Below are 22,050 nucleotides of genomic sequence, written 5' to 3' on the forward strand. Positions count from 1 at the left end.
ATGGATGCTTTAGCAATACTCGAGATATGTAAGGCGCGTGGCGTGACGGTGAAGCTCAACGACGGCAAGTTGCAGTTGAGTTCTGCTGCACCACAACTGCCGGCGGATATCGTGCAATTGCTAAAGGACCATAAGGCGGCACTTGTAGCGTTTTTAGAGAGCATCCAGTCAGCACCTATAGTGGCTGAGATCCCGCTGTTTACTGGAGGGCGCCGGCCGTTATCCAGTGGTCAGCAGCGGTTGTGGTTTTCGCAGCAGCTCAATGGGATGAGTGCGGTATATAACATACCGCTGGTGTTGGTGCTGCATGGCGCTGTTGATGTCGAAGCGCTGCAAAGGGCTTTGAGCAGCATAGTGGAACGGCAGCAAATTCTGCGCACCAGGTTGGTGGATGACGGGGCCGGATTGGTGCAACAGGTTGACCGCTGGCAACCGGAGTTGCCGCTGGAAGTTGTTGCCAGCGTCGCAGACATCGACCGCATCAGAGCGGCGGAACGGGCGCATTGTTTTAATCTGGCAGGCGACTTCCTGTTGCGTTGCCGATTGCTGACGTTGCCGACCGGCGACCATTACACTTTACTGCTTACTTTGCATCATGCCATTGCCGATGCATGGTCTTTAGGGTTGTTGTGTCGCGAGCTAACCGCCCATTACCAGGCAGCCTGCCGGGGACGGCCGCTTGTTTTGCCGTCTTTGCCGGTGCAATACGCCGACTATGCAGCCTGGCAACAACAAAATTTGTTGCAGGGGGCCTTGGATGCTGAATTGCGTTATTGGCGTCAGCAACTGGCAGCTTTACCGCCACTACTGAGTTTGCCGACGGACCGGCCGCGGCCGGTGCAGCAAAGCTATCGCGGCTGCTATCACGAGTTCAGTTTGGAGCTGGCGCAGTTGCAGCAGTTGCAAGCCGTTGCCAGAGCAAACAACGCCAGCCTTTTTATGGTTCTGCTCAGTGCCTATGCTGTCCTGCTGGCACGTTATAGCGGCCAGCAGGATATTGCTATCGGCACTCCGATAGCGGGTCGTGAACATGCCCAGTTGACCGAATTAATCGGGTTTTTTGTCAATTCGCTGGTGATCCGGGCCGATCTGACTGGCAATCCTGCGTTACAGCAAGTGTTGAGTCGAATCAAAGCCTGCGTGCAGGACGCCTATGTCCAGCAGAATCTGCCGTTTGAACAATTGGTGGATCAATTGGCGCCTGAACGTAATTTAAGCTACTCGCCGCTGTTTCAGGTTTCATTCTCACTGGTCAATACCCCGGCAGATCCGGTACTGGACGATGACCTGGCGATGGTGGTCGAGCCGGCGGTCAGACACGGCGAGCCGACGGTCGCCCGTTATGACATCACCTTCAATCTGTATCAGAGCGAAACAGGTTTGACGGGAGGCATGGAGTACAACAGCGACCTGTTTGATGACGTGACTATTGCCGCGATGCTGGCGCACTACCGGACCATTCTGACTGCATTTATCAGCCAGCCAACAGCTCGGTTTTTACAGCTGCCGCTGCTCAGCGATGCCGAGAGCCGTCAACAGCTGGACCAATGGAATCCGACGGCGCGGCTTGTTCTGCTGGAGCACGCCAGCCTGGCCGAATTATTTGAGCGTCAGGTTGTCGCAGCGCCTGATGCCATCGCCGTTGTTTGTGGCCGGCAGATGTTGAGTTATGTCGAACTGAACCGGCGGGCCAACCGTTTGGCAGCTTACTTGGTTGAGCAGGGCATCGGCCCCGATATGGTGGTTGGTTTGTGTGCAGAGCGCTCGTTGGCGCTGGTCGTCGGCGTGTTGGCTATCATTAAAGCTGGCGGTTGCTATTTACCGCTTGACCCGGAATACCCGGAATCGCGGCTGGTGCAGATGCTGACCCGCAGCAATTGCCGCCTGGTGCTTAGTGAGAGCCATCTGCTGGAACAATTGACGTTCTTGCAAAGCTGCATGACCTTTGCTCTGGACAATCCGATCTATCTGGGGTTGCTGGAAAAATATGCCGATACGGATCTGTGCCTGGCGGTGCATAGCGAGACGTTGGCCTACCTGATTTATACCTCCGGCAGTACCGGCGTGCCAAAAGGCAGTGCTATCAGTCACCGCAATGTGCACCGGCTGGTAGCTGGCGGTTTTGTCAACCTTGATGCCGGCAGCACTTTGTTGTGTGCGGCTTCCCCTTCGTTTGATGCCTTTACTTTTGAGCTGTGGGGCGCGTTGCTGCACGGTGGTAAGGTTGTGCTGGCCGATATCAAACAATGCGGTTTTGCAGGGCTGCAGCAACTGATCGCCGAGCAGCAGATCAATACGGCATGGCTGACCTCGGCCCTGTTCAACCGTATGCTGGATGACAGGCCGCAGGCTCTGGCCGGTTTGCAGCAACTGGTGATCGGTGGTGAAGCTTTGTCGCTGAACCATGTGCGCCGGGCTGCCGAGTTATTGCCGGCCACCCGGATCATCAATGGTTATGGTCCGACCGAGAATACCACATTCAGCTGTACCTGGCCGGTCGAGCCTGCCGCATTGGCGCAGTCTGTGTCAGTGCCTATCGGCAGGCCGTTGCAACACTCTGCAGCTTATATCCTTGATGAGTCAATGCGCCTGCTGCCGCGAGGAGCTATCGGGCAGTTGTATTTGGCCGGTGCGGGCCTAGCGCGCGGCTACTATCAGCAACCCGCTCTGACGGCAGCATGTTTTGTGCCGCATCCGTACGCGGCAACACCGGGCGAGCGTCTTTATCAGACCGGAGATTTGGCTCGTTATCTGCCTGACGGCGCTATCGAGTTTATCGGTAGGGCCGATGCTCAGGTGAAAATTCGTGGTTTTAGAATTGAACCCAGCGAAATTGAACAAGTGCTGCGTGGTCATCCTGAGGTCGTTGACTGCGTCGTCCGGGCGCCGCTGCTGAATGGGCAGCCTAAACTGGTGGCTTATGTGGTGCCGGCCAAGGGGCAGCAGGTGCTGCAATCGTCAATACAAACCTATCTGAAAGCGCTGTTGCCTGATTACATGATTCCGCCATTGTATGTCTGGCTGGATGCGATCCCATTGACTGCAAACCGTAAAGTTGATGTGGCAGCGTTACCGGCCCCGGATGAGACTGCGGCGACAGGCGCCGGTTTTCGCGCACCGCAGACAGCGTTGGAAGCTGAGATGGCTGAGCTATGGCAGGCCAACCTGGGTTGTGGGCAGGTCGGGGTGGCCGACAATTATTTTGCGCTGGGCGGGGATTCGATCCGGGCCATTGCATTGGTGGCGGCAGCAAAAAAACGCGGTTGGTCTTTTACGGTGAAAGACCTGTTTGTCAATCCTTGCATCGAAGCACTGGCAGCGGTCACGACGCAATGCCCGGCACAAACTTTGGCTGTCGGCGAGATACCGCCTTTTGTGCTGCTTGATGCATTCAGTCAGCAAAGCGTGCTGCAGCAGTTTGCCGACAGACCCGTTGTCGATGCCTATCCGTTATCGAATGCCCAATACGGCATGATTTTTCATGGTCTGCAGCAACCGGCGCTACGGCTTTACCACATGCAGCACCACTACAGCTTCAATTTGCGCTGGCAAGCGGCAATTTTTACTCAAGTGCTTGCTCAGTTGTGTGCTCGTCATCCGATTCTGCGTAGCAGTTTCTTTCTGGAGCTGGCTACACCGCTGCAGGTGGTGTTTGCCGAAGTGACGGCGCCGCTGGAATGGGTTGACCTGCGGGCACTCGATGCAGGGCAGCAGCAACAGCAAGTGGCTGCCTGGTTGGCAGCTGAGCAGCACAACGAGCTGGATCTGGCTGAGCTGCCGTGGCGTATCGGCATTCGCGTGTTATCGGATCAGCAGTTTGTTTTTGCGATGACTTTTCATCATGCGATTTGGGACGGCTGGTCAAATGCCAATTTCATCCAGGAGCTGCTCGCCAGCTATCAAGCGTTGCTGGCGGGTGAGGACTTACCTCTGCTGCCCACGCCGCCCGGGTATCAGCATTTTATTGCGGCTGAACAGGCTGCCGTTACCGACCAGCATCAACAACATTTCTGGTCGCAGACACTTGCCGGTGCCACTTTGCCCTGGTGGGCCGGGGAGACTGCCGCACAAAGTCAGCATCAACAGTTGGAGATAACGGCTGAACAGACCGCTGGGCTCGCTGCACTGGCAACTGAGCTTGGCATTCAACAGAAAGCGGTCTGGTGCTCGGTATATATGGTGCTGCTGTCCTTGTTGGGAGGCCAGAATCAGGTGCTGGGCAATGTGGTAGTGCATGGCCGGCCGGAAACAGAACACAGTGACAAGGCATTGGGGCTGTTTCTCAATGCGTTGCCATTAACGCTGGATATCACAGGTTTGAGCTGGCGTCAGCTCATGCTGCAGGTTAATCAGCAGTTGCTGCAGTTGCATGCAATGCGTCATTTCCCATTAGGGGAAGTACAAAGGTTAAGCGGCCTGGAACTGGCTGCGGCCATGTTCAACTATACCAATTTCCATTTGTTCGGCCAGCGCAGTGGCGACTCGCTGATTGCCAGCGGCGGTGGTTTCGAGCAGACCAACTATCGTTTTGCCTTTCAAGTCTCGCAGCAGGCCGGTCGGTCGCATGATGTGGTGCATCTGAGCACTGACCCGGCGGTATTTCCCGCTGAGCTGACCGAGCGTTTGCCAGGTTATGTCAGCGCTGCCGTCAATCAACTGCTGGAACGGACCGACCAGCCGATACGCCAGGCGGCGTTGTTGGGGGAAGCAGAGCAGCAGCAGTTGCTGGCACCGTACCAGACGGTGCCGGCCTATTGTCCGGCTGGTCAGTGTCTGCATCAGTTGTTTGAAGCGCAGGCTATGGCATACCCCGACCGGCTGGCGCTGCGTCACCATGCTGTTGAATTATGTTATGACCAGTTGAACAGGAGAGCCAACAGGCTGGCTCACTGGTTGCTGGAGCAGGGCGTGGGTCCCGAAGTGCGGGTAGCACTTTGGCTTCCTCGTTCAGTAGAGCTCATTGTCGCTATTTTGGCGGTGGTCAAAGCAGGCGGCGTTTATGTTGCGGTGCCGACGGAAGTGCCGGCAGCGCGACAGCAGTATATCTTGACGGCAGCGGCTCCCGGCCTGGTACTGGACGCGACGCAGCTGCAGGCGTTAGGGGCGTTGGCCAGCTACAGCGAGCAGAACTTGCCACTGGCGCTGAGCGGCGTGACGCCACAAAACGCCATTTATCTGATCTACACGTCCGGCAGCACAGGCCAGCCCAAAGGTGTGCTGGGCTTGCATCAAAGCTTACTGAACCGGCTCAACTGGCTGGCAGGCCATGTAGCAGTGAACACCACGGATGTGCTGTGTCAGAAAGCGTCGATGGGATTTGTCGATTCGGCTGCTGAAATCTTTCAGCCGCTGTGTTTTGGCGCGACTTTGGTGATTCTGGACACCGAACAGTTGCAACAACCGGCTGAATTGAGCCGGGTGATAGCTGAACAACGGATCAGCCAACTGACGGTGGTACCATCGTTGCTACAGAGTTTGCTGCAAAGCCAGGGGCTGTGCATGCCGGGTCTTCGCGTGGTGTACACCAGCGGTGAAGCCTTGGTTTTCGAAAAAGTCCGCGATTTTTCGACCGTCTTTCCGGCTGCCAGGCTGATCAATATTTACGGTTCGACCGAGGTCGGTGCCGATGTTAGCGCCTGTGACGCTTATGGCGAGGGCAGCTCGCCGATAGGCCGGATGCTGGCTAATAATCAGGCTTACATACTTGATCAGAATGGCGAGCTGGCTCCTTATGGCGTACCTGGCCAGCTCTATGTCGGCGGTATTGGTCTGGCGCGGGGCTATTTGCAGCAAGCCGCAGCTACTGCCGCTGCGTTCGTCCCCAATCCTTTCGGAGCACCGGGCAGCCGTTTGTATCGCAGTGGCGATCTGGTCCGCTATTTGCCGGATGGCAACCTTGATTACCTTGGCCGTCTTGACCAGCAGTTAAAAATTCGTGGCTTTCGCATTGAGCCGGGTGAAGTTGAAGTGCTGCTGCAGCAGGACGAGGCTGTCAGCGCCGTTTGTGTGCAGGGCCAGCGTTCCAATCTTGGCGATGTGATGCTGGTTGCCTATGTTGCAAGCGACCAGGCAAGCGACCAGGCTAGAGCTGAGCTGGTTGCCCGTATGCGCCTGCTGGCCACCGCGCAATTGCCTGCTTATATGTGTCCGGCCGCCTATGTGCTGCTGGACCGGTTGCCGCTCAATGCCAGCGGCAAGGTTGACCGCAGAGCGTTGGCACAGCTGCCGATCAGTGCTGCAGCGGCTGATTATGTGCCGCCTCAGGGCGAGCAGGAGCTGCGTCTGGCGGATTTGTGGCAGCAACTGCTGGCGATTGACACGGTTTCTCGTCACGACAACTTCTTTGAATTGGGCGGACACTCGTTGTTGCTGGCTAGCCTGATGGCCCGGATCCGCAGCCAGTTTGGGGTCAGTGTGAGTTTGCGCACGTTATTTGAACAAGCAACCTTGCAGGCGCAGGCGGCGGCTATTGCAACTAGCGCCGCGGCTGATGGTTTGCCTGCGCCTCTCCGGCGTCCGCCGAACGAGCCGGCGCCTCTAACATACGGCCAGCAGCGCTTGTGGTTCCTGAATGCCTATGCTGGTGCCAACGCTATTTACAATATGCCGCTGGCGCTGCGTTTTGGCAGCGGTGCCGATGTTGCTGCCTTGGAACAGGCGGTGCTGGCACTATTGGAACGTCATCACAGTTTGCGTACCTGTTTCGTCGAGCAAGATGGCGGCGTGTACCAGCGGGTCGAGCCTGCCGCGACAATGCTGCCGCGTCGCAGTGTTGCTGACGAAGTGCAGCTGCAATGCCATTATCGAAACCTTATGGCTGAACCTTTTGATCTGAAAAAGGATTTACTGTGCCGCTATGAGCTTTGCCTGTTACCAGATGGTGAGCCGGTGCTGCTGTTGATTTTGCATCACAGTATCGCCGATGGCTGGTCGGTGGGCATTTTATTCCGGGAGCTGGCTGCCTGTTATCGGGCGTTTCGCAGCGGTCAGGCCAACCCGCTGGAACCTTTGCCGCTACAGTACGGGGATTATGCCTGGTGGCAGCGTCAGCAGTTGCAGACGCCAGAGCTGCAGCATCAACTGGACTATTGGCAACAGCAATTGTCCGGTTTGCCGGCGCTGCTGAATGTACCGACGGATCGGCCTCGTCCTGCGCGGCAAAGCTATCGAGGCTCGTTGTTGACTGTCGCATTGCCGGCGTCACTGCTGGCTGAAGCACAACAGTTTGCCAATAGTCAACAAGCGACGTTGTTTATGGTGTTGCTCGCCGCTTGGTCCGCATTGCTGGGACGTTATACCGGTCAGGACGATATAGCGATAGGGACGCCGGTTGCCAACCGGAATCGGCAAGAGCTGGAAGCTGTGGTCGGCTATTTTGCTAATTCGCTAGTGATTAGGACAACCCTGACGGCAACAATGGATTTCATCAGCCTGACCCAGCAGGTCCGGGACAGGACACTCGGCGCTTTGGCGCACCAGGACGTGCCTTTTGATCATCTGGTTGAAGTGATCAACCCGCAACGAGCCACAAATTACTCACCGCTGTTTCAGGTGTTGTTTGCGTTGCAAAACCAGCAGCATCACAGCGAAGCGCTGAGCGCGCTATCCGTCAGACCGTTGCTGGAAGCCAGCGAGAGCGCCGGCTTCGCCCGGCTGGATCTGGCGCTGGTGCTGACCGAAGCCGGCGACGATGGTCTGGTTGGACAGATCGAATACAATACAGATCTGTTCGACCTGCGCAGCATCGAGCAATTGTTTGCGCACTTCAGCTGTTTGCTGCAGCAAGCGTTGCGCCAGCCGCTGGCAGCGTTGGCGGAGCTGCCGCTGCTCAGCAACCAGGAGCTACAGCAACGGCAGCACTGGAATGATACGACAGTGCTGCGACATGAACCAGCGTTGCTACACCAATTGATAGCTCAGCGTGCACAGCGTTGGCCGGCTGCAATAGCTGTGGCTTACGGCGAACGGCATTTGACTTATCAAACGCTGGATCAGCAGGCAAATCGGCTGGCACAGGCACTGCGTCAACATGGTGTTGGCCTGTTGTCGCCGGTCGGCGTCTATCTGCCGCGCAATGAGCAATTGCCGGTTGCGCTATTGGCGATCTTAAAAGCCGGCGCCTGTTATGTACCGCTGGATATGGCTTTCCCAGAGGAAAGGTTGCGTTATGTCGCGCAAAACTGCGGAATGACGCATGTGATTGTTGCGCCCGGTGGCGACACTTCGCTGGCCATCTTGCCCGACTTGGGCCCTGCGATACGGTCGGTTTCGGTGGATGTTGCGGTCGATATGACCGGTTCAGCCGTAGTGGAAACTCTGCCGCTACCGTCCGAGCTCTGTCCTGCTTACCTGATTTATACTTCGGGCAGCACCGGTTTGCCCAAAGGGGTGGTGGTTTCCCATGCCAATGCAGTCAATCTGGCGTCGGCGTTGGGCAACAAGTTGCAACTGCGTCCTGGACATCGGCTGTTGTCAGCGACATCGCTGACTTTCGACGCTTCTGTTGCCGAGCTTTTTGTGCCGCTGGCCTGCGGCGCTTGTGTAGATTTGGTAGACAGTGCGCTGCTGGCAGATGGCGTCGCTTTAAGTACGCTGCTGCACGAACGTGGCATTAGCCATTTCCAAACCACTCCGGTCAGTTGGAAAGCAATGTTGAAAGCAGGCTGGCAGGGGGATACCGCGTTGACGGCCTTGAGCTGCGGCGAACATTTTTCCAGCAGCCTGCTGCAAGCCTTGACGACCAAAGTGAAGACATTGTGGAATGTGTACGGACCGACCGAAACCACAGTCTATTCGACGGCAGCTTTACTGACGGCTGATGCCGATACCGTGCTGGCGGGCACTCCGCTTGACAACACCAGTTGCTACATACTGGATAGTGCTGGGCAGCTTTGTCCCGTCGGGGTGGCTGGTGAGCTGTACATCGGCGGCGATGGAGTGTCGCAGGGGTATGTCGGCAAAGGCGCTTTGACAGCCGAACGGTTTGTACCTGATCCCTACGGCAGACAAAGTGGCAGACGGCTGTATCGCACCGGCGATCTGGTGCGTTACCGCGCGGATGGCAATATAGAATATCTGAGTCGGCTGGACCATCAGGTGAAAGTGCGGGGCTTTCGTATTGAGCCGGGTGAAATCGAAGCAGTGCTGAATCGCCACCCGCAGGTGCGCGATGCGGTGGTCAAAATCCGGCCGGATCAGCAGGGCGAAGCGCGGCTGGTGGCCTGGGTTGTCGCCAACGGGCTTGACGGCGAAACTCTGCAGCGATTTGCGGCTGAGCTGTTGCCGGAATATATGGTGCCGGCTGCTATCGTTTTGCTGGAGCAATTACCGCTGACAGTCAGCGGCAAGGTCGACAGCAAAGCTTTGCCTGCCGTCGATTTGGCTGCATTGCGGCGTGAATATGTGGCGCCGCAGACTGAGCTTGAGCTGGCATTGGTTGAGATCTGGGCTCTGCTGCTGGCGGTGACGCCTGGGCAGCTGGGTATTAAAGCCAATTTCTTTGAGATGGGCGGGCATTCGCTGCAGAGCGTCCGTCTGGAGGCTCTGGTGCGCGAACGGCTTGGTCTGAACATGTCGGTACGGGATGTGTTCGATTGGCCGGTATTGCAAGATCAAGCCCGCTATCTGGCGCAAACCGGCAATGTGTCACAACGTCAACCGCTGTTGAAGGCGCTGCGCGGCAACACCTTGCTGCCTTTGTCTTTTGCCCAGCAACGACTGTGGTTTATTGACCGCCTGCAAGGGCAAAGTGCCGAGTACCATATGTTGCTGGCGCTGGATATCAGTGGGCCTTTTGCACCGGCAGTGGCGGAGCAGGCATTTGCCGCCGTGATTGAGCGGCATGAAGTGCTGCGTACTGTTTATGTTGAACAGCAGGGCCAGGTGTGGCAACAAGTGCTGGCTGTCGCCGGATTTACGCTGGAACAGCACGATTTGCAGGATTTACGACCGCAACAGGCGGCCCAGACTCTGGCTGATTTATGTCAGGAGTTCAGGCAGCGGCCGTTCCGGCTGGACAGCCAGCTGATGTTGCGGGCTGCCTGTATTCGCCTGCCGGCAATTACCCCGACTGAGCCTCGTCATATCTTGTTGTGCAATCTGCATCATATCGCAGCAGATGGCGGTTCTTTATCGCTGCTTGATCAGGAATTCTTTCATTGTTATCGGGCGCTGTCGGCAGGCGAAGCGCCCAGTTTGGCAGCGCTGGCGTTGCAGTATGCGGACTACGCCTGCTGGCAGCGCGACTGGCTGCAAGGCGACGCTTTGCAGCAACAGCTACAGTACTGGCAGACCAGGCTGGCAGATGCTCCGCTGACGCATCAATTGCGTCTGAAACAGCAACGCCCGGCCCAAAAGCAGCACGAAGGCGGTGCATGGCGTAGTAGGCTGGATGCGGCCTGTCTGCGACAGTTGGATCAGCTGGCACAGCGCAGCCAGCTAACGCCTTTTATGCTGCTGCATAGTATTTTCGCCTTAGTGCTGGCCCGACACCAAGGCACGACGGACGTCCTGATAGGGACTCCGGTGGCCAACCGCCAACAGACTGCCTTGCAGGCGCTGGTCGGGTTGTTTGTCAACACCTTGGTGCTTAGGGTTGAAACCGCTAAGCCTAGTCTTGCCGATTATTTTAGCCATGTGCGGGATGTGCACCTGGGCGCGTTGCAGCATCAGGACTTGCCTTTTGAACGGTTGGTTGATGCGCTGCAGCTAAATCGCAGTAGTGCTTACACGCCGCTGTTTCAAATTCTGTTCAGCGTCGACAGCCAGAGCACTGCTGCAGACCGGGACTACAACAAAGTCGAAGGCCTTGGTATTACAGCCTTTGACGATGGAGCAGTGGCCGCGAAATTCGATTTGCATCTGAATATAGTACGGGATGCTGCTGGCGCCGAGCTGATTTGGATTTACGATTGTGTGCTGTTTGAACGCGATTATCTGCAGCAGTTGGATAGCCACCTGCATCAAATGTTGCAGGCACTGATTGCTGCCGATACGCTGGAGTTGCCGCCCGCTCAGTTGGCGATGCTGACGCCTGCGGAACTGCGATGCCTGCATACCGGCCAGCAGGATTGGCTGGTTGATGCTGAAATTTTGTGCCTTCATCAGCTGTTCGAGCAACAGGCTGCCGCCAATCCGACGGCTCCTGCTCTGGAAGTGGCCGGTCGGCAGTTCAGTTATGCCGAATTGAACCGCAGCGCAAACCAGTTGGCCCGTCAGTTGATTGCTGCCGGCGTTACGACCGATTCATTAGTTGGCATTTGCCTGTCGCGTCATGCCGGTATGATTGTGGCGTTATTGGCCGTACTGAAAGCCGGTGGCGCCTATCTGCCGCTGGACCCGGCTTATCCGCGTGAGCGGCTCGCCTATATGTTGAGCCACAGTGGCGCAGCCGTACTTTTAAGCGAAGCAGCGTTGCAGCAGCATTTTGAACTGCAGGCACCGCATATTATCTGCCTGAATACGTTAGGTGTTCCGACGAAGGGGCAACTGCCGGCGGACGCGACAAATCCGCAGATTGCAGGGCTGACAGCCAATCAGCTGGCCTATTTGATTTATACCTCCGGTTCGACTGGGGTTCCCAAAGGGGTTGCGATAGAACATCGCAATACTGTGGCAATGCTGCGCTGGGCCGCCAGCGTGTTTACCGCCGAAGAACTGCAGAGGGTGCTCGCTTCGACTTCGCTCAGTTTTGATTTATCGGTGTTTGAAATCTTTGTGCCGCTGTCCTTTGGCCATTGCTGCGTATTGGTGCCTGATGTGTTGCAACTGCTAGAGCAGCCTGTGGCCGTGTCGTTGCTGAACACTGTGCCTTCCGCGGCGCTGACTTTATTGGAGCATGGCGCGATTCCGGCCGGGATTCGCACCGTCAATCTGGCTGGCGAGCCGTTGCCGCAGGCGACTGTCAACCTGTTGTTAACCGGGACGGACTGCCGACGGGTCTGCAACCTCTATGGGCCTTCTGAAGATACGACTTATTCCACCTGGGCTGAGTTTACCGAACCGTTGACTGTCGCACCTGATATCGGTGTGCCGCTCGATCAGACTGCTGCCCTGATTGTCGGGCCGGATCTAAGCCTGTTGCCACCGGGGGTGTTGGGAGAGTTGCTGCTGGGCGGACCCGGCGTTGCGCGCGGCTACTACCGCAACGCCGAACTGACTGCCGAGCGCTTTATCGCAAATCCGCACCAATGTGTTGGGCCGCAGCGCTTATACCGCACGGGCGACCTGGTCCGGCAGTTGCCGGACGGCCGTCTGCAGTATGCGGGGCGGATTGACAATCAGGTGAAGATCCGCGGCTTTCGAATTGAACCGGATGAAATTGCTGCGGTATTGCTTAAGCTGCCGGACGTGCTGCAGGTATTGGTGGTGGCGGTCGCGGACTCGTTATCGCAGCAGCAGCTGGTCGCTTATTATAGGGCGCACTCACAGCTGGAGCCGGCTGCATTGAGGCAGTCGGTAGCCGACAAGCTGCCTGCTTACATGCTGCCAGCCGATTTTGTGCAACTGAGTGCTTTCCCATTGACACCGAACGGTAAAATAGACCGTTCGGCACTGCCGCGGCCGGACTTTACCGCTTTGCAGACGGTTTATCAGGCGCCGCAGGGTGAATTGCAATGCTCGCTGGCGGATATCTGGGCGACTTTGTTGCAGCTTCCGGTTGACAGAATTGGCGCCAATGCAAATTTCTACGCCCTTGGCGGCCATTCGCTGCTGTTAGTGCGATTGGCGTCTGCAATACGAAGCCGCTATGGCCGTGGGCCAGAACTGCGGCAACTGTTCGAACAGCCTGTGCTGTCCGGGCAAGCGGCGTTACTCCAGGCTTTTGATGACGCATCGCCAAGCCAACTGCCTGCGATACCGGTGCTATCGCCATCACAGCGGCAACAGCCCTGGCCGTTGTCTTATGCTCAGCAGCGTTTGTGGTTCTTACACCGTTATCTGGGGCCTAATGCGGTTTACAACATTGTGCTGGCGCTGCGCCTGCGCAGCTCTGTGGACGAACAAGCCTTGCTGCTTGCACTGCAAGGGTTGCTGTGGCGTCATGAAGCGTTGCGCACCTGGTTCATCAGTGATGGCGATAGCGCGCTGCAACAGGTTCAGGCTGAAATACCGCCGCTTGCCATTGAAACTATCGATTTTGCCCGGCAATTGACAGCTTGCTATAACGGCGAGCGGTTACATCCGTTTGAGCTGGAGCAGCAGCCGCTTTGCCGGGTCCGTTTGCTGAAAGATCAAGGCAAAGACGGTTATGCGTTATTGTTGAACATCCATCACAGTGTCTGCGATGGTTGGTCTGCCGATGTGTTGTATCAGGACCTGCATCGGCTTTATAGCGCAGCCTGCCGGGGAGACACCGCACAGTTCGCACCTGCACCGCTGCAATACATCGACTATGCACATTGGCAGCGGCAATATCTGCAAGGCGATGTGTTGACGGCGCAATTGCAATTTTGGCGGACAGAACTGGATGGTTTGCCACCGTTACTGGCGTTGCCGCTTGATTATCCAAGGCCGGAGCAGCCCGACTATCAAGGCGCCGTTTATCCGCTACAGTTGCCGGCTGAGTTGGCGGCTGACGTCCAGCACTTTGCTGCCCTTCACCAGGCTACCCCTTATATGGTGTTGCTGGCAGCTTTCAGCGCTGTGCTGGCCAGCTATAGCGATTCGGTCGATATTGCCGTTGGCACACCGGTGGCCAACCGCAGCAGGCAAGAGCTGGAACCTGTTGTCGGGTTTTTCGTCAATATGCTGGTGGTTCGCAGCCAACTGGCCGACAATCCGGATTTTCATACCTTGCTGGCTCGTACCAAAGCCGCGGTGATTCGGGCGCAGGCCCATCAGGATATTCCTTTTGAATTCCTGGTAGACGCTTTGTGCCCTGGCCGCACTCAGGCGCATCATCCGTTGTTTCAAGTGGCATTTTCATTGCAAAGCTACCGCGATACTGCTGATGCAGAGCGCTGGTTGGATGCGTCGCCATGGCAGCCGGCAGAACCAGAATCGGCGGCCGGCGTGGCTCGTTTTGACCTGACGATTAATTTGCTGCAAAACGCTGCAGGGATCAGTGGCGTCATCGAATATGCCACCTCACTGTTCAGTGTCACAACCATCGCCGGTATGGCCGATGCTTTGCTGCAATTGCTCGAAGCCTCGTTACGCCAGCCTGAGATGGCGGTGCTGGGCCACTTTGCAAATCAGTGTCGCCCAGCGGAGGATAAGGTGATTGCGGTGTGGCAGCCGCCGAAGTCCGTGCCTGCGGCTTATCAGAGCCGGTGTGATGCGTTGCTGGCCAGACTGGCTGCGGCGGGGGTTTGTGCTGGTGATGTCGTGGCGCTTTGCTGTGAAGATAGCGAGGACAAACTGGTGGCCTGGCTGGCGTTGCAGCAAGCCGGGGTCAGCTGTGCGCTGGTGGCGAGCGAGTATCCGGCGTTGCGACAGGCGTTTGTGACGGCAGACAGCGGTGCAAAGTTGCTACTGACTGGCAAGGGGCATGGCGAATTTAACTGGACAATTATCGCTGCCGGAGCTTGCCGCCGGTCGCCGCCGACGCCGGTTTGTTTATTGTACCCGGTATCAGGTCCCGTTTTGCTGTTGGAACAATGGCAACTGGCGGTACTGCTGGACAGCGAGCTGGATTTTGCCGCAGCGAAGGAGCTATCGGGGGTTCCGCTGGCATGTGAAGCCTGGTTGTTCAATGCGTTACGTGCTTTGCAACGGGGCCTGACAGTCCTTTTGTCGACCCGGACAGCTAATAGCTATCTACAGGCGACCCAAGTGCAGTCTGCTACAGTCTCTGCAACTGTCGCCACACCGCTTCGCAGTGTGCTGTTGAATCGTTTCGGTCAGGCTGTGCCGGTTGGGGCATATGGTCGGTTGCATTTGAGTGGCGGCCACTTGCCGGTGGCTGTCTGGCGTGATGGAGAGAGTTGCAAACCTGCAGCTGTGATGGTGCAGGGAAAACCTTGGTACGCCACGGCGATACGGGCACGGCTTGGGGCAGATGGTCAGTTGCAGAGTCGGGCTGTCAATGCAGCGGCCACATTCTTACCTGCGCAGTTGACCGCTCGTCTGCAGGACTTGGCAGGGGTTGCCAAAGCCGCGGTATTTGTCCGGCCGGGCGCAGAAGGCGTCAGGTATGAGGCTTATGTCCAGCCGATAGCAGCTACCTCGGTTGGCGACCAGGTGTGGTGCTGGCAGTTGGCCGCAGCACTGCGCAACGTCAGACTGCCGTTGCCGCATCGCATCGTGGCAGTGGCACAGTTGCCGGTGGATGCATTGGGCCGGCTGGATCCGCGTTTGCTGCCGGATCAGGCTGCGGCAACAGATACGACATTGCCGGAAAGTGCAGTTCCGGCTGAGGGGCTTGAAACCCAATTGGCGGCGGTCTGGTGTCGGAAGTTGGAGCTGCGCCGACTGAGCCGTTTTGACAACTATTTTGCGTTGGGAGGCGATTCAATCCGGGCTATAGGCCTGGTCGCCGATGCTGGTGCACAAGGACTGCATTTTACCGCGAAGGACCTGTTTACGTATCCGACCATCGCCCAGTTAGCACAATGGTTGGCGCAGCAACCAAACCTGATCCGGCCATCCTATCAGGTTGCACCTTTTGCGCTGTTGACGGCGCAGGAACAGCAGTATCTGAACCAACACTATGACTTTACCACCCTTGCCGATGCTTACCCGCTATCGATGATGCAGCAGGGGATGGTGTTGCATTCGTTGAAGGATGCTGACCGGCATCTGTATCACAATCTACAGGTTTATCATTACGAAGCAGCTTGGGATCAGTCGCTGTTTCTACAGGCTCTGGCCTTGTTGCTGGAAGTTCATCCGGTGTTGCGCAGCCACTGCTGCTTCTCCAGCGGTCGGCCGTTGCAGGTCGTGCCGATGCAGCACCAGGTGCCTTTTGTGGTGTTTGATACCCGAATTGAGCACGCAGCGGATAGCAAACAGCAGATTGAACTGTGGATGCAACAGGAACTGGCGCTTGGGCTGGATGTGACGCACGGTTGGTGGCGTTGTACTGTGCATCTGTTGCCGGAACAAGGTTTTGTGTTTGGTTTGCTGGTCCATCACGCCATGTGGGACGGTTGGTCGTTGGAGAGCTTTGCAGCCCAGCTGTATCAGGCATATCAGGCCTTGCTTGTTGGACAGTCGCCCCAGCTGCCATCCCAGTTACCTTCTTACAGCAGCTTTATTGCGATGGAGCAGCAGGCGCTGGCTGATGCAGCAGCGGGTCGTTATTGGCTTAGCAGGTTGCAGCTGGGAACTGTTGCACCATGGAGCGGCCAGTATAGCGGTCAGGCAGAAACATTCTGCTGGCTGCCGGGTCAGGCACGCAGTCGTCAGTTGACTGCATTGGCGCGACAACTGCAAGTGCCGGAAAAAAGTGTCTGGTGCGCGGTTTATCTGGCTCTGCTCAGTTACTTAAGCGGCACTGATCAAGTAATTGGTGCAGTGCTGAACCAAGGGCGGCCAGAGATCCCGGCGGGAGATCAGATCATCGGTCTGTTCCTGAATGCGCTGCCGACGACGGTCCCCTTAGGTCTGCAAAGCTGGCATCGTTTTATCGTCGCTGTGAATGCTGAATTGCAGCAGCAACTGACCCACCGGCATTTCCCGGTCGCCCAGATGCAGCACTTGAGCGGCCTGGATTTGTCGGCAGCCCTGTTTAACTACGTCAGCTGGCATCTTTACCTGCAGCCGTCGGCAGCAGAGACGGTACAACGGCTGCCGGTGCGAAAAGTGGCGGCTTATGCACAAACCAATTATCAGTTGATGTTCACGGTGGAAAAAGAGGAACCGGCCTGTCAGTTCAAACTGTATTTGCAGCTGGATCAGTCAGTCGGCGGTACTGCTTGCCAGCCTCGGATCGAAGCCTGTCTAGAGCAGATGCTGACGCAGTTGTTGCAGTACGGCGAACGGCCCGTAGACCGTACCGCATGGCTAGACGCCACACAGCGCACTGTGCTGCTGGAACACTATAATCGCAATGATGCTGAGTACCCGAGGCACAGTTGCGTTCATCAGTTGTTTGAAGCGCAGGCCGCAGCGCAGCCGGATAGGCCGGCTCTGCTGACCGAGCAGACCAGACTCAGCTATGGCGAACTGAACAGTAGAGCCAACCGTCTGGCATGGTGGCTTCGGCAGCAGGGCGTGGGGCCTGAGAGTCGGGTCGGGCTTTATCTGCCGCGCGATATCGAGCTGATTGTCGCCATCTTGGCGGTATTGAAAGCCGGCGGCACTTATCTGGCGGTACCGGTCGATGTGCCTGCTGCGCGTCAGCAGTACCTGTTGCAGGATGCCAAACCTGTGCTGCTGCTCAGTGTGGGCGAATATGTTCCTCAACTGCCGGCCGTGGACTGCCCTTGCCAGGTATTGGACAGCACCGGGTTTATCGCGCAATTGGCCGACCAGCAGTCGACGGATCTGCCGGTCAGCCTCAGCGGTGTACATCCTGACAATGCGGTGTATCTGATCTACACCTCCGGCAGTACAGGCCGGCCCAAAGGTGTATTGGGGCTGCATCGGGCACTGGTAAACCGGCTGCACTGGCTGGCGACGACAGTCGGAGTTAGCCCGGCAGATGTGTTGTGTCAGAAAACCGGAGTCGGTTTTGTCGACCATGCTGCGGAAATTTTTCAGCCGCTATGTTACGGCGCGCCTTTGGTGATCTTGCCTGCCACCACAGTGCAGCAGCCCAGGCTGCTGGCTGAGGCTTTGCAGCGCTTTGGGATCACTCAGTTGACGCTGGTCCCTTCGCTGCTGACTACCTTGTTGCAAAGCAGCCAGATGTATGCACCTGGCCTGCAAGTGCTTTACAGCAGCGGTGAAGCTTTGGTGGCGGACAAGTTGGATGGTTTTGCCCGTTGCTTCCCCAATGCGCGTCTGTTGAATATCTATGGGTCAACCGAGGTAGGCGCCGACGTGACTGCCGCCGAGGTCGACCTGACGCAGGGCATAGCACCGATAGGCAGGTTGATTCATAACCATGCCGCTTACGTGCTGGATGCTACCATGGCGCCGACGCCTGCCGGCGTGGCAGGTGAACTGTATATTGGTGGCGAAGGCCTGGCGCGGGGATATCTGGCTGCTGCTGGTCAGACGGCGGACAGTTTCGTCCCCAATCCTTACGGTGCAGCCGGCAGCCGGCTGTATCGCACCGGCGACTTGGCGCGCTGGCAGCCCAATGGCGAACTGCTCTATCTGGGACGTGTCGACCAGCAAATCAAAATCCGCGGTATGCGAATTGAAACGGCTGAGATTGAAGCGGTGTTGGCGCGTCACGAGCTAGTCAACGATGTTGTGGTGCAGGCTTGGCAGACGCCGGGCGGGCAGACGCAGCTGGCCGCCTGGGTGGTCAGTGAGCCGCAGCACCACCATAAACTGACTGAGCTGCTGAGGCAATTGGCGGCTGAGCAGTTGCCGGGCTACATGGTACCAGCCGCCTTTGTAATGTTGACCGCTTTTGCGCTGAACACCAGCGGCAAAATTGACCGCAGGGCGCTGCCAGCGCCGGAGCTGGCCTCTGTCCGGCCTTATGCGCCAGCGCAGGGGCATACCGAGCAAATGCTGGCGACATTATGGCAACAGCTGTTGGGAACACCGTTCATCGGCCGTTTTGATCACTTCTTTGAACTGGGTGGGCATTCGTTGCTGCTGACCCAACTGCTAACCCGGGTCCATGAATGTTTTGCCGTTGAGGTATCGCTGCAGGCATTGTTTGAGCAGCCACAACTGCACCGGCAAGCGCTGTTGATTGATGCTGCAGCGCAAGCGATGCTGCCTGCACCGATGGTCGAGCCTGCCGGGCCGGCGCCTTTGTCTTTTGCTCAGCAGCGGCTGTGGTTCCTGCAGACGCTGATGGGGCCGAATCATGTCTACAACATGCCGTTGGCGTTGAGTTTTGCGGCACAGACCGATGTCGAGCTACTTAGCCGTAGTCTGCTGCTACTGTTGCATCGCCATCAGGCATTGCGCACTCGTTTTGTTGAAATGGATCGTCAGCTGTGGCAGGTCGTGGACGAAGCGCCGACCGAACTGCCGTTGCAGGTCCTGCCAGATCAGGCAACTCTGATCGCTACCTGGCAACAGGAAGTACGACACTGTTTTGATCTGGCACAGGGGCCGCTATGCCGGCTGCAACTGATCCGCATCCAGGCCGATGGCGGGCTGTATTTGCTGCTTAACCTGCACCATATCATTGCGGATGGTTGGTCTTTTGGCGTGATCGGCAGAGAATTGGTCGGCAGTTATCAAGCGATGCTGCGTCAGGAGTCACCGGCTTTGCCTGAGCTGAGTGTTCAGTATAAAGATTATGCAATTTGGCAACGTCGTTATCTGCAAGGCGCAGTGCTTGAGACTCAGCTGCATTATTGGCGGCAGCAATTGGCGGACCTGCCGCAGCTGCTGCAATTGCCGCTCGACAGGCCAAGGCCGCTGCACCAGAGTTTTAACGGTGGCCGGTTGGATATGACGTTGCCGGCGTCGCTGTTGGCGGAGCTGCTGCAGCTGTCGCAAACCAACAGAGTGACGTTGTTCATGACTTTGCAAGCCGCCTGGGCTTGGTTATTAGGCCGTTATGCCGCTCAAGAGGACGTGGCGGTAGGGACTGTGGTCGCCAATCGTCGGCACAGTGTCAGCGAGCGGTTGATTGGTTTCTTTGCCAACACGCTGGTGCTGCGCAACGATTTGAGTGCAGATCCGGATTTTGTCACTTTGCTGGACCGTACCCGAGAGATGACGCTGCAGGCGTACAATCACCAGGATCTGCCTTTCGAATTGCTGGTTGAAAACATCAATCCGGTGCGCAGTACCGCGCATTCGCCGTTGTTTCAGGTGATGTTCGTGCTGCAAAACACGCCGTTTGCCGGTATCGAAGGCGAGTCTTTGCAAGCGAGGCCGGTTCTGTTTGATAGTGGCGACAGCAGCACGGCGCGGTTTGACCTGACGTTGACGTTACAACAGCACCAGGACGGTTTGAGCGGGCAGTTGGAGTACAACAGCGATCTGTTTGACGCGGCCAGCGCTGAGCGGATACTTAACCATTACCAGCAGTTATTGAGCGCAGTGGTGGCTAATCCTGCAAGGCCACTGTCACAACTAGCGATGCTCAGCGCTGCTGAACAGTCTCAGCAATTGCACTGGTCCGGTAGTGTCTGCACCGACTATCTGGCAGACGGTTCTGTGCTGCAACTACTTGAGCGTCAGACTGTCGCGACACCAGACGCCATTGCCGTTTGCGACGAGCGACAGTCTCTGACTTTTGCCGAGTTAAATACCCAGGCAAACCGGTTGGCCCATATGTTGCTTGCCGCCGGGGTTGGCTTGGATACGGCAGTGGGGCTTTGCCTTGAACGCTCCGTGGCGATGATAGTCGGCTTGTGGGGGATTCTGAAAGCCGGTGGCTGTTATGTGCCGCTGGAGCCGGACTTCCCGGCCGAACGCCTGCAATATATCTGCGACAACAGTGCAATTGCACATATTGTCAGCAGCAGTGTGGTGATGGCAAAGCTGAACCTGTTTCCGCAGCTGAGTTGGTATGCGGTGGACAGCCTGCCAGCTTCGGCGCGGACGGACAACCCGGCGCAAACGCCAACTGTGGCCAATCTGTCGTACATTCTGTATACCTCCGGCAGTACCGGGCGGCCGAAAGGTGTCGCAGTAACACATGGTGCTCTGTTAAACCGGGTGACATGGATGCTGAGCTATTACCAGATCAACAGTCAGGATCGGGTACTGCAGAAAACACCTTTTGTATTTGACGTGGCGGGCTGGGAATTCTACGCCATATTGGCGGGGTGCACCTTAGTGATGGCGAGGCCGCAGGGGCATCTGGACCCTGCCTATCTGGCTGCGACTATCCAAGCGCAGCGCATCACGATGCTGCATTTTGTGCCTTCTATGCTGCAGACCTACCTCGCTCAAGTAGGCTGGCATGGCCATGACACTGTCCGGCAGTTATTCTTAAGCGGCGAAGCGGTCAGTCTGCAGTTGCAGCAACAGTTGTTTGAGCAGTTGGAGCCGCACCAGGTGATTGCGGTTGACAATGCCTATGGCCCGACGGAAGCGACTATCGATGTGTCGCATTGGCGCCTGCAGCATTCGGCAGGCTTGCACACCGTGCCTATTGGCAGACCGATTGACAATGTGCGTTTATATGTCGCAGACGAACAACTACAGTTGTTGCCTGCAGGCTGTATCGGCATGTTGTATATCGGCGGGGCCGCCCTGGCACGCGGTTATATCAACCGTGCTGCGCTGACAGCTGCCAGTTTTATCCCTGATCCATTCAGCGGTATTGCCGGAGCGCGGCTTTATCGCAGCGGCGATTTGGTGCGATATCTGCCCGATGGCACTTTGCAGTACGTAGGTCGTGCCGACCACCAAATCAAGCTGCGGGGCGCCCGCATCGAACCGGCTGAAATCGAACGCTTGTTGCTGCGTCATCCGCAGGTGGAACAGGCTGTTGCGGTCGTCTGGCAGGATACGGCAGCCCAGTCGTTGACGGCTTATGTCGTAGCGAAACTGGCAGGGGGCGCCTTGAGTACAGCAGAGTCGGCGCTGCTGGTGGAGCAGTTATCGCAGAGCGCCTGGCAACAGCTGCCGGCTTATATGGTACCGACTCAGATAGTGGTGCTGGATGCCTTGCCGTTGACGCCAAGCGGTAAGTTGGACCGACAGGCATTGCCGGAGCCGCGGCCGTCAGCAGCTAGGCAGGAACCGCCCCAGGGGGAATTGGAAATGGCATTGGCTCAGTTGTGGCAATCGTTGCTGCAGTGCCAGCAAGTGTCCCGTCATGACAGTTTTTTCCAACTGGGCGGCCATTCGTTGCTGGCGACCCAATTGGTGTCTGCACTGCGTCAACTCTATCGGGTGGAGCTGAGCGTCAGGGACATCTTTGAGCATAATACGCTGGCGACTCTGGCTGCAGTTGTTGCCGCTTTTATCGAGCAGCGTCGGCATGGAGATGATGCTTTGGCGGCTTTCGCTTTGTTGCAACAGCAAATCGCCTGCTCTGCCAAAACGGCGCAAGAAGGGGAAATATAG

1 protein-coding gene is annotated in these 22,050 nt (G+C 57.1%); it reads left to right on the forward strand.

Annotated features, from left to right (window positions below; translation table 11 throughout):
* On the forward strand, window positions 1-22,050 hold the full coding sequence (locus A5320_RS19575; RefSeq protein ID WP_082971925.1) for a non-ribosomal peptide synthetase: 22,050 nt from the start codon (window positions 1-3) through the stop codon (window positions 22,048-22,050).

It is taken from the genome of Rheinheimera sp. SA_1 (assembly GCF_001669775.1).
GTDB lineage: Bacteria > Pseudomonadota > Gammaproteobacteria > Enterobacterales > Alteromonadaceae > Pararheinheimera.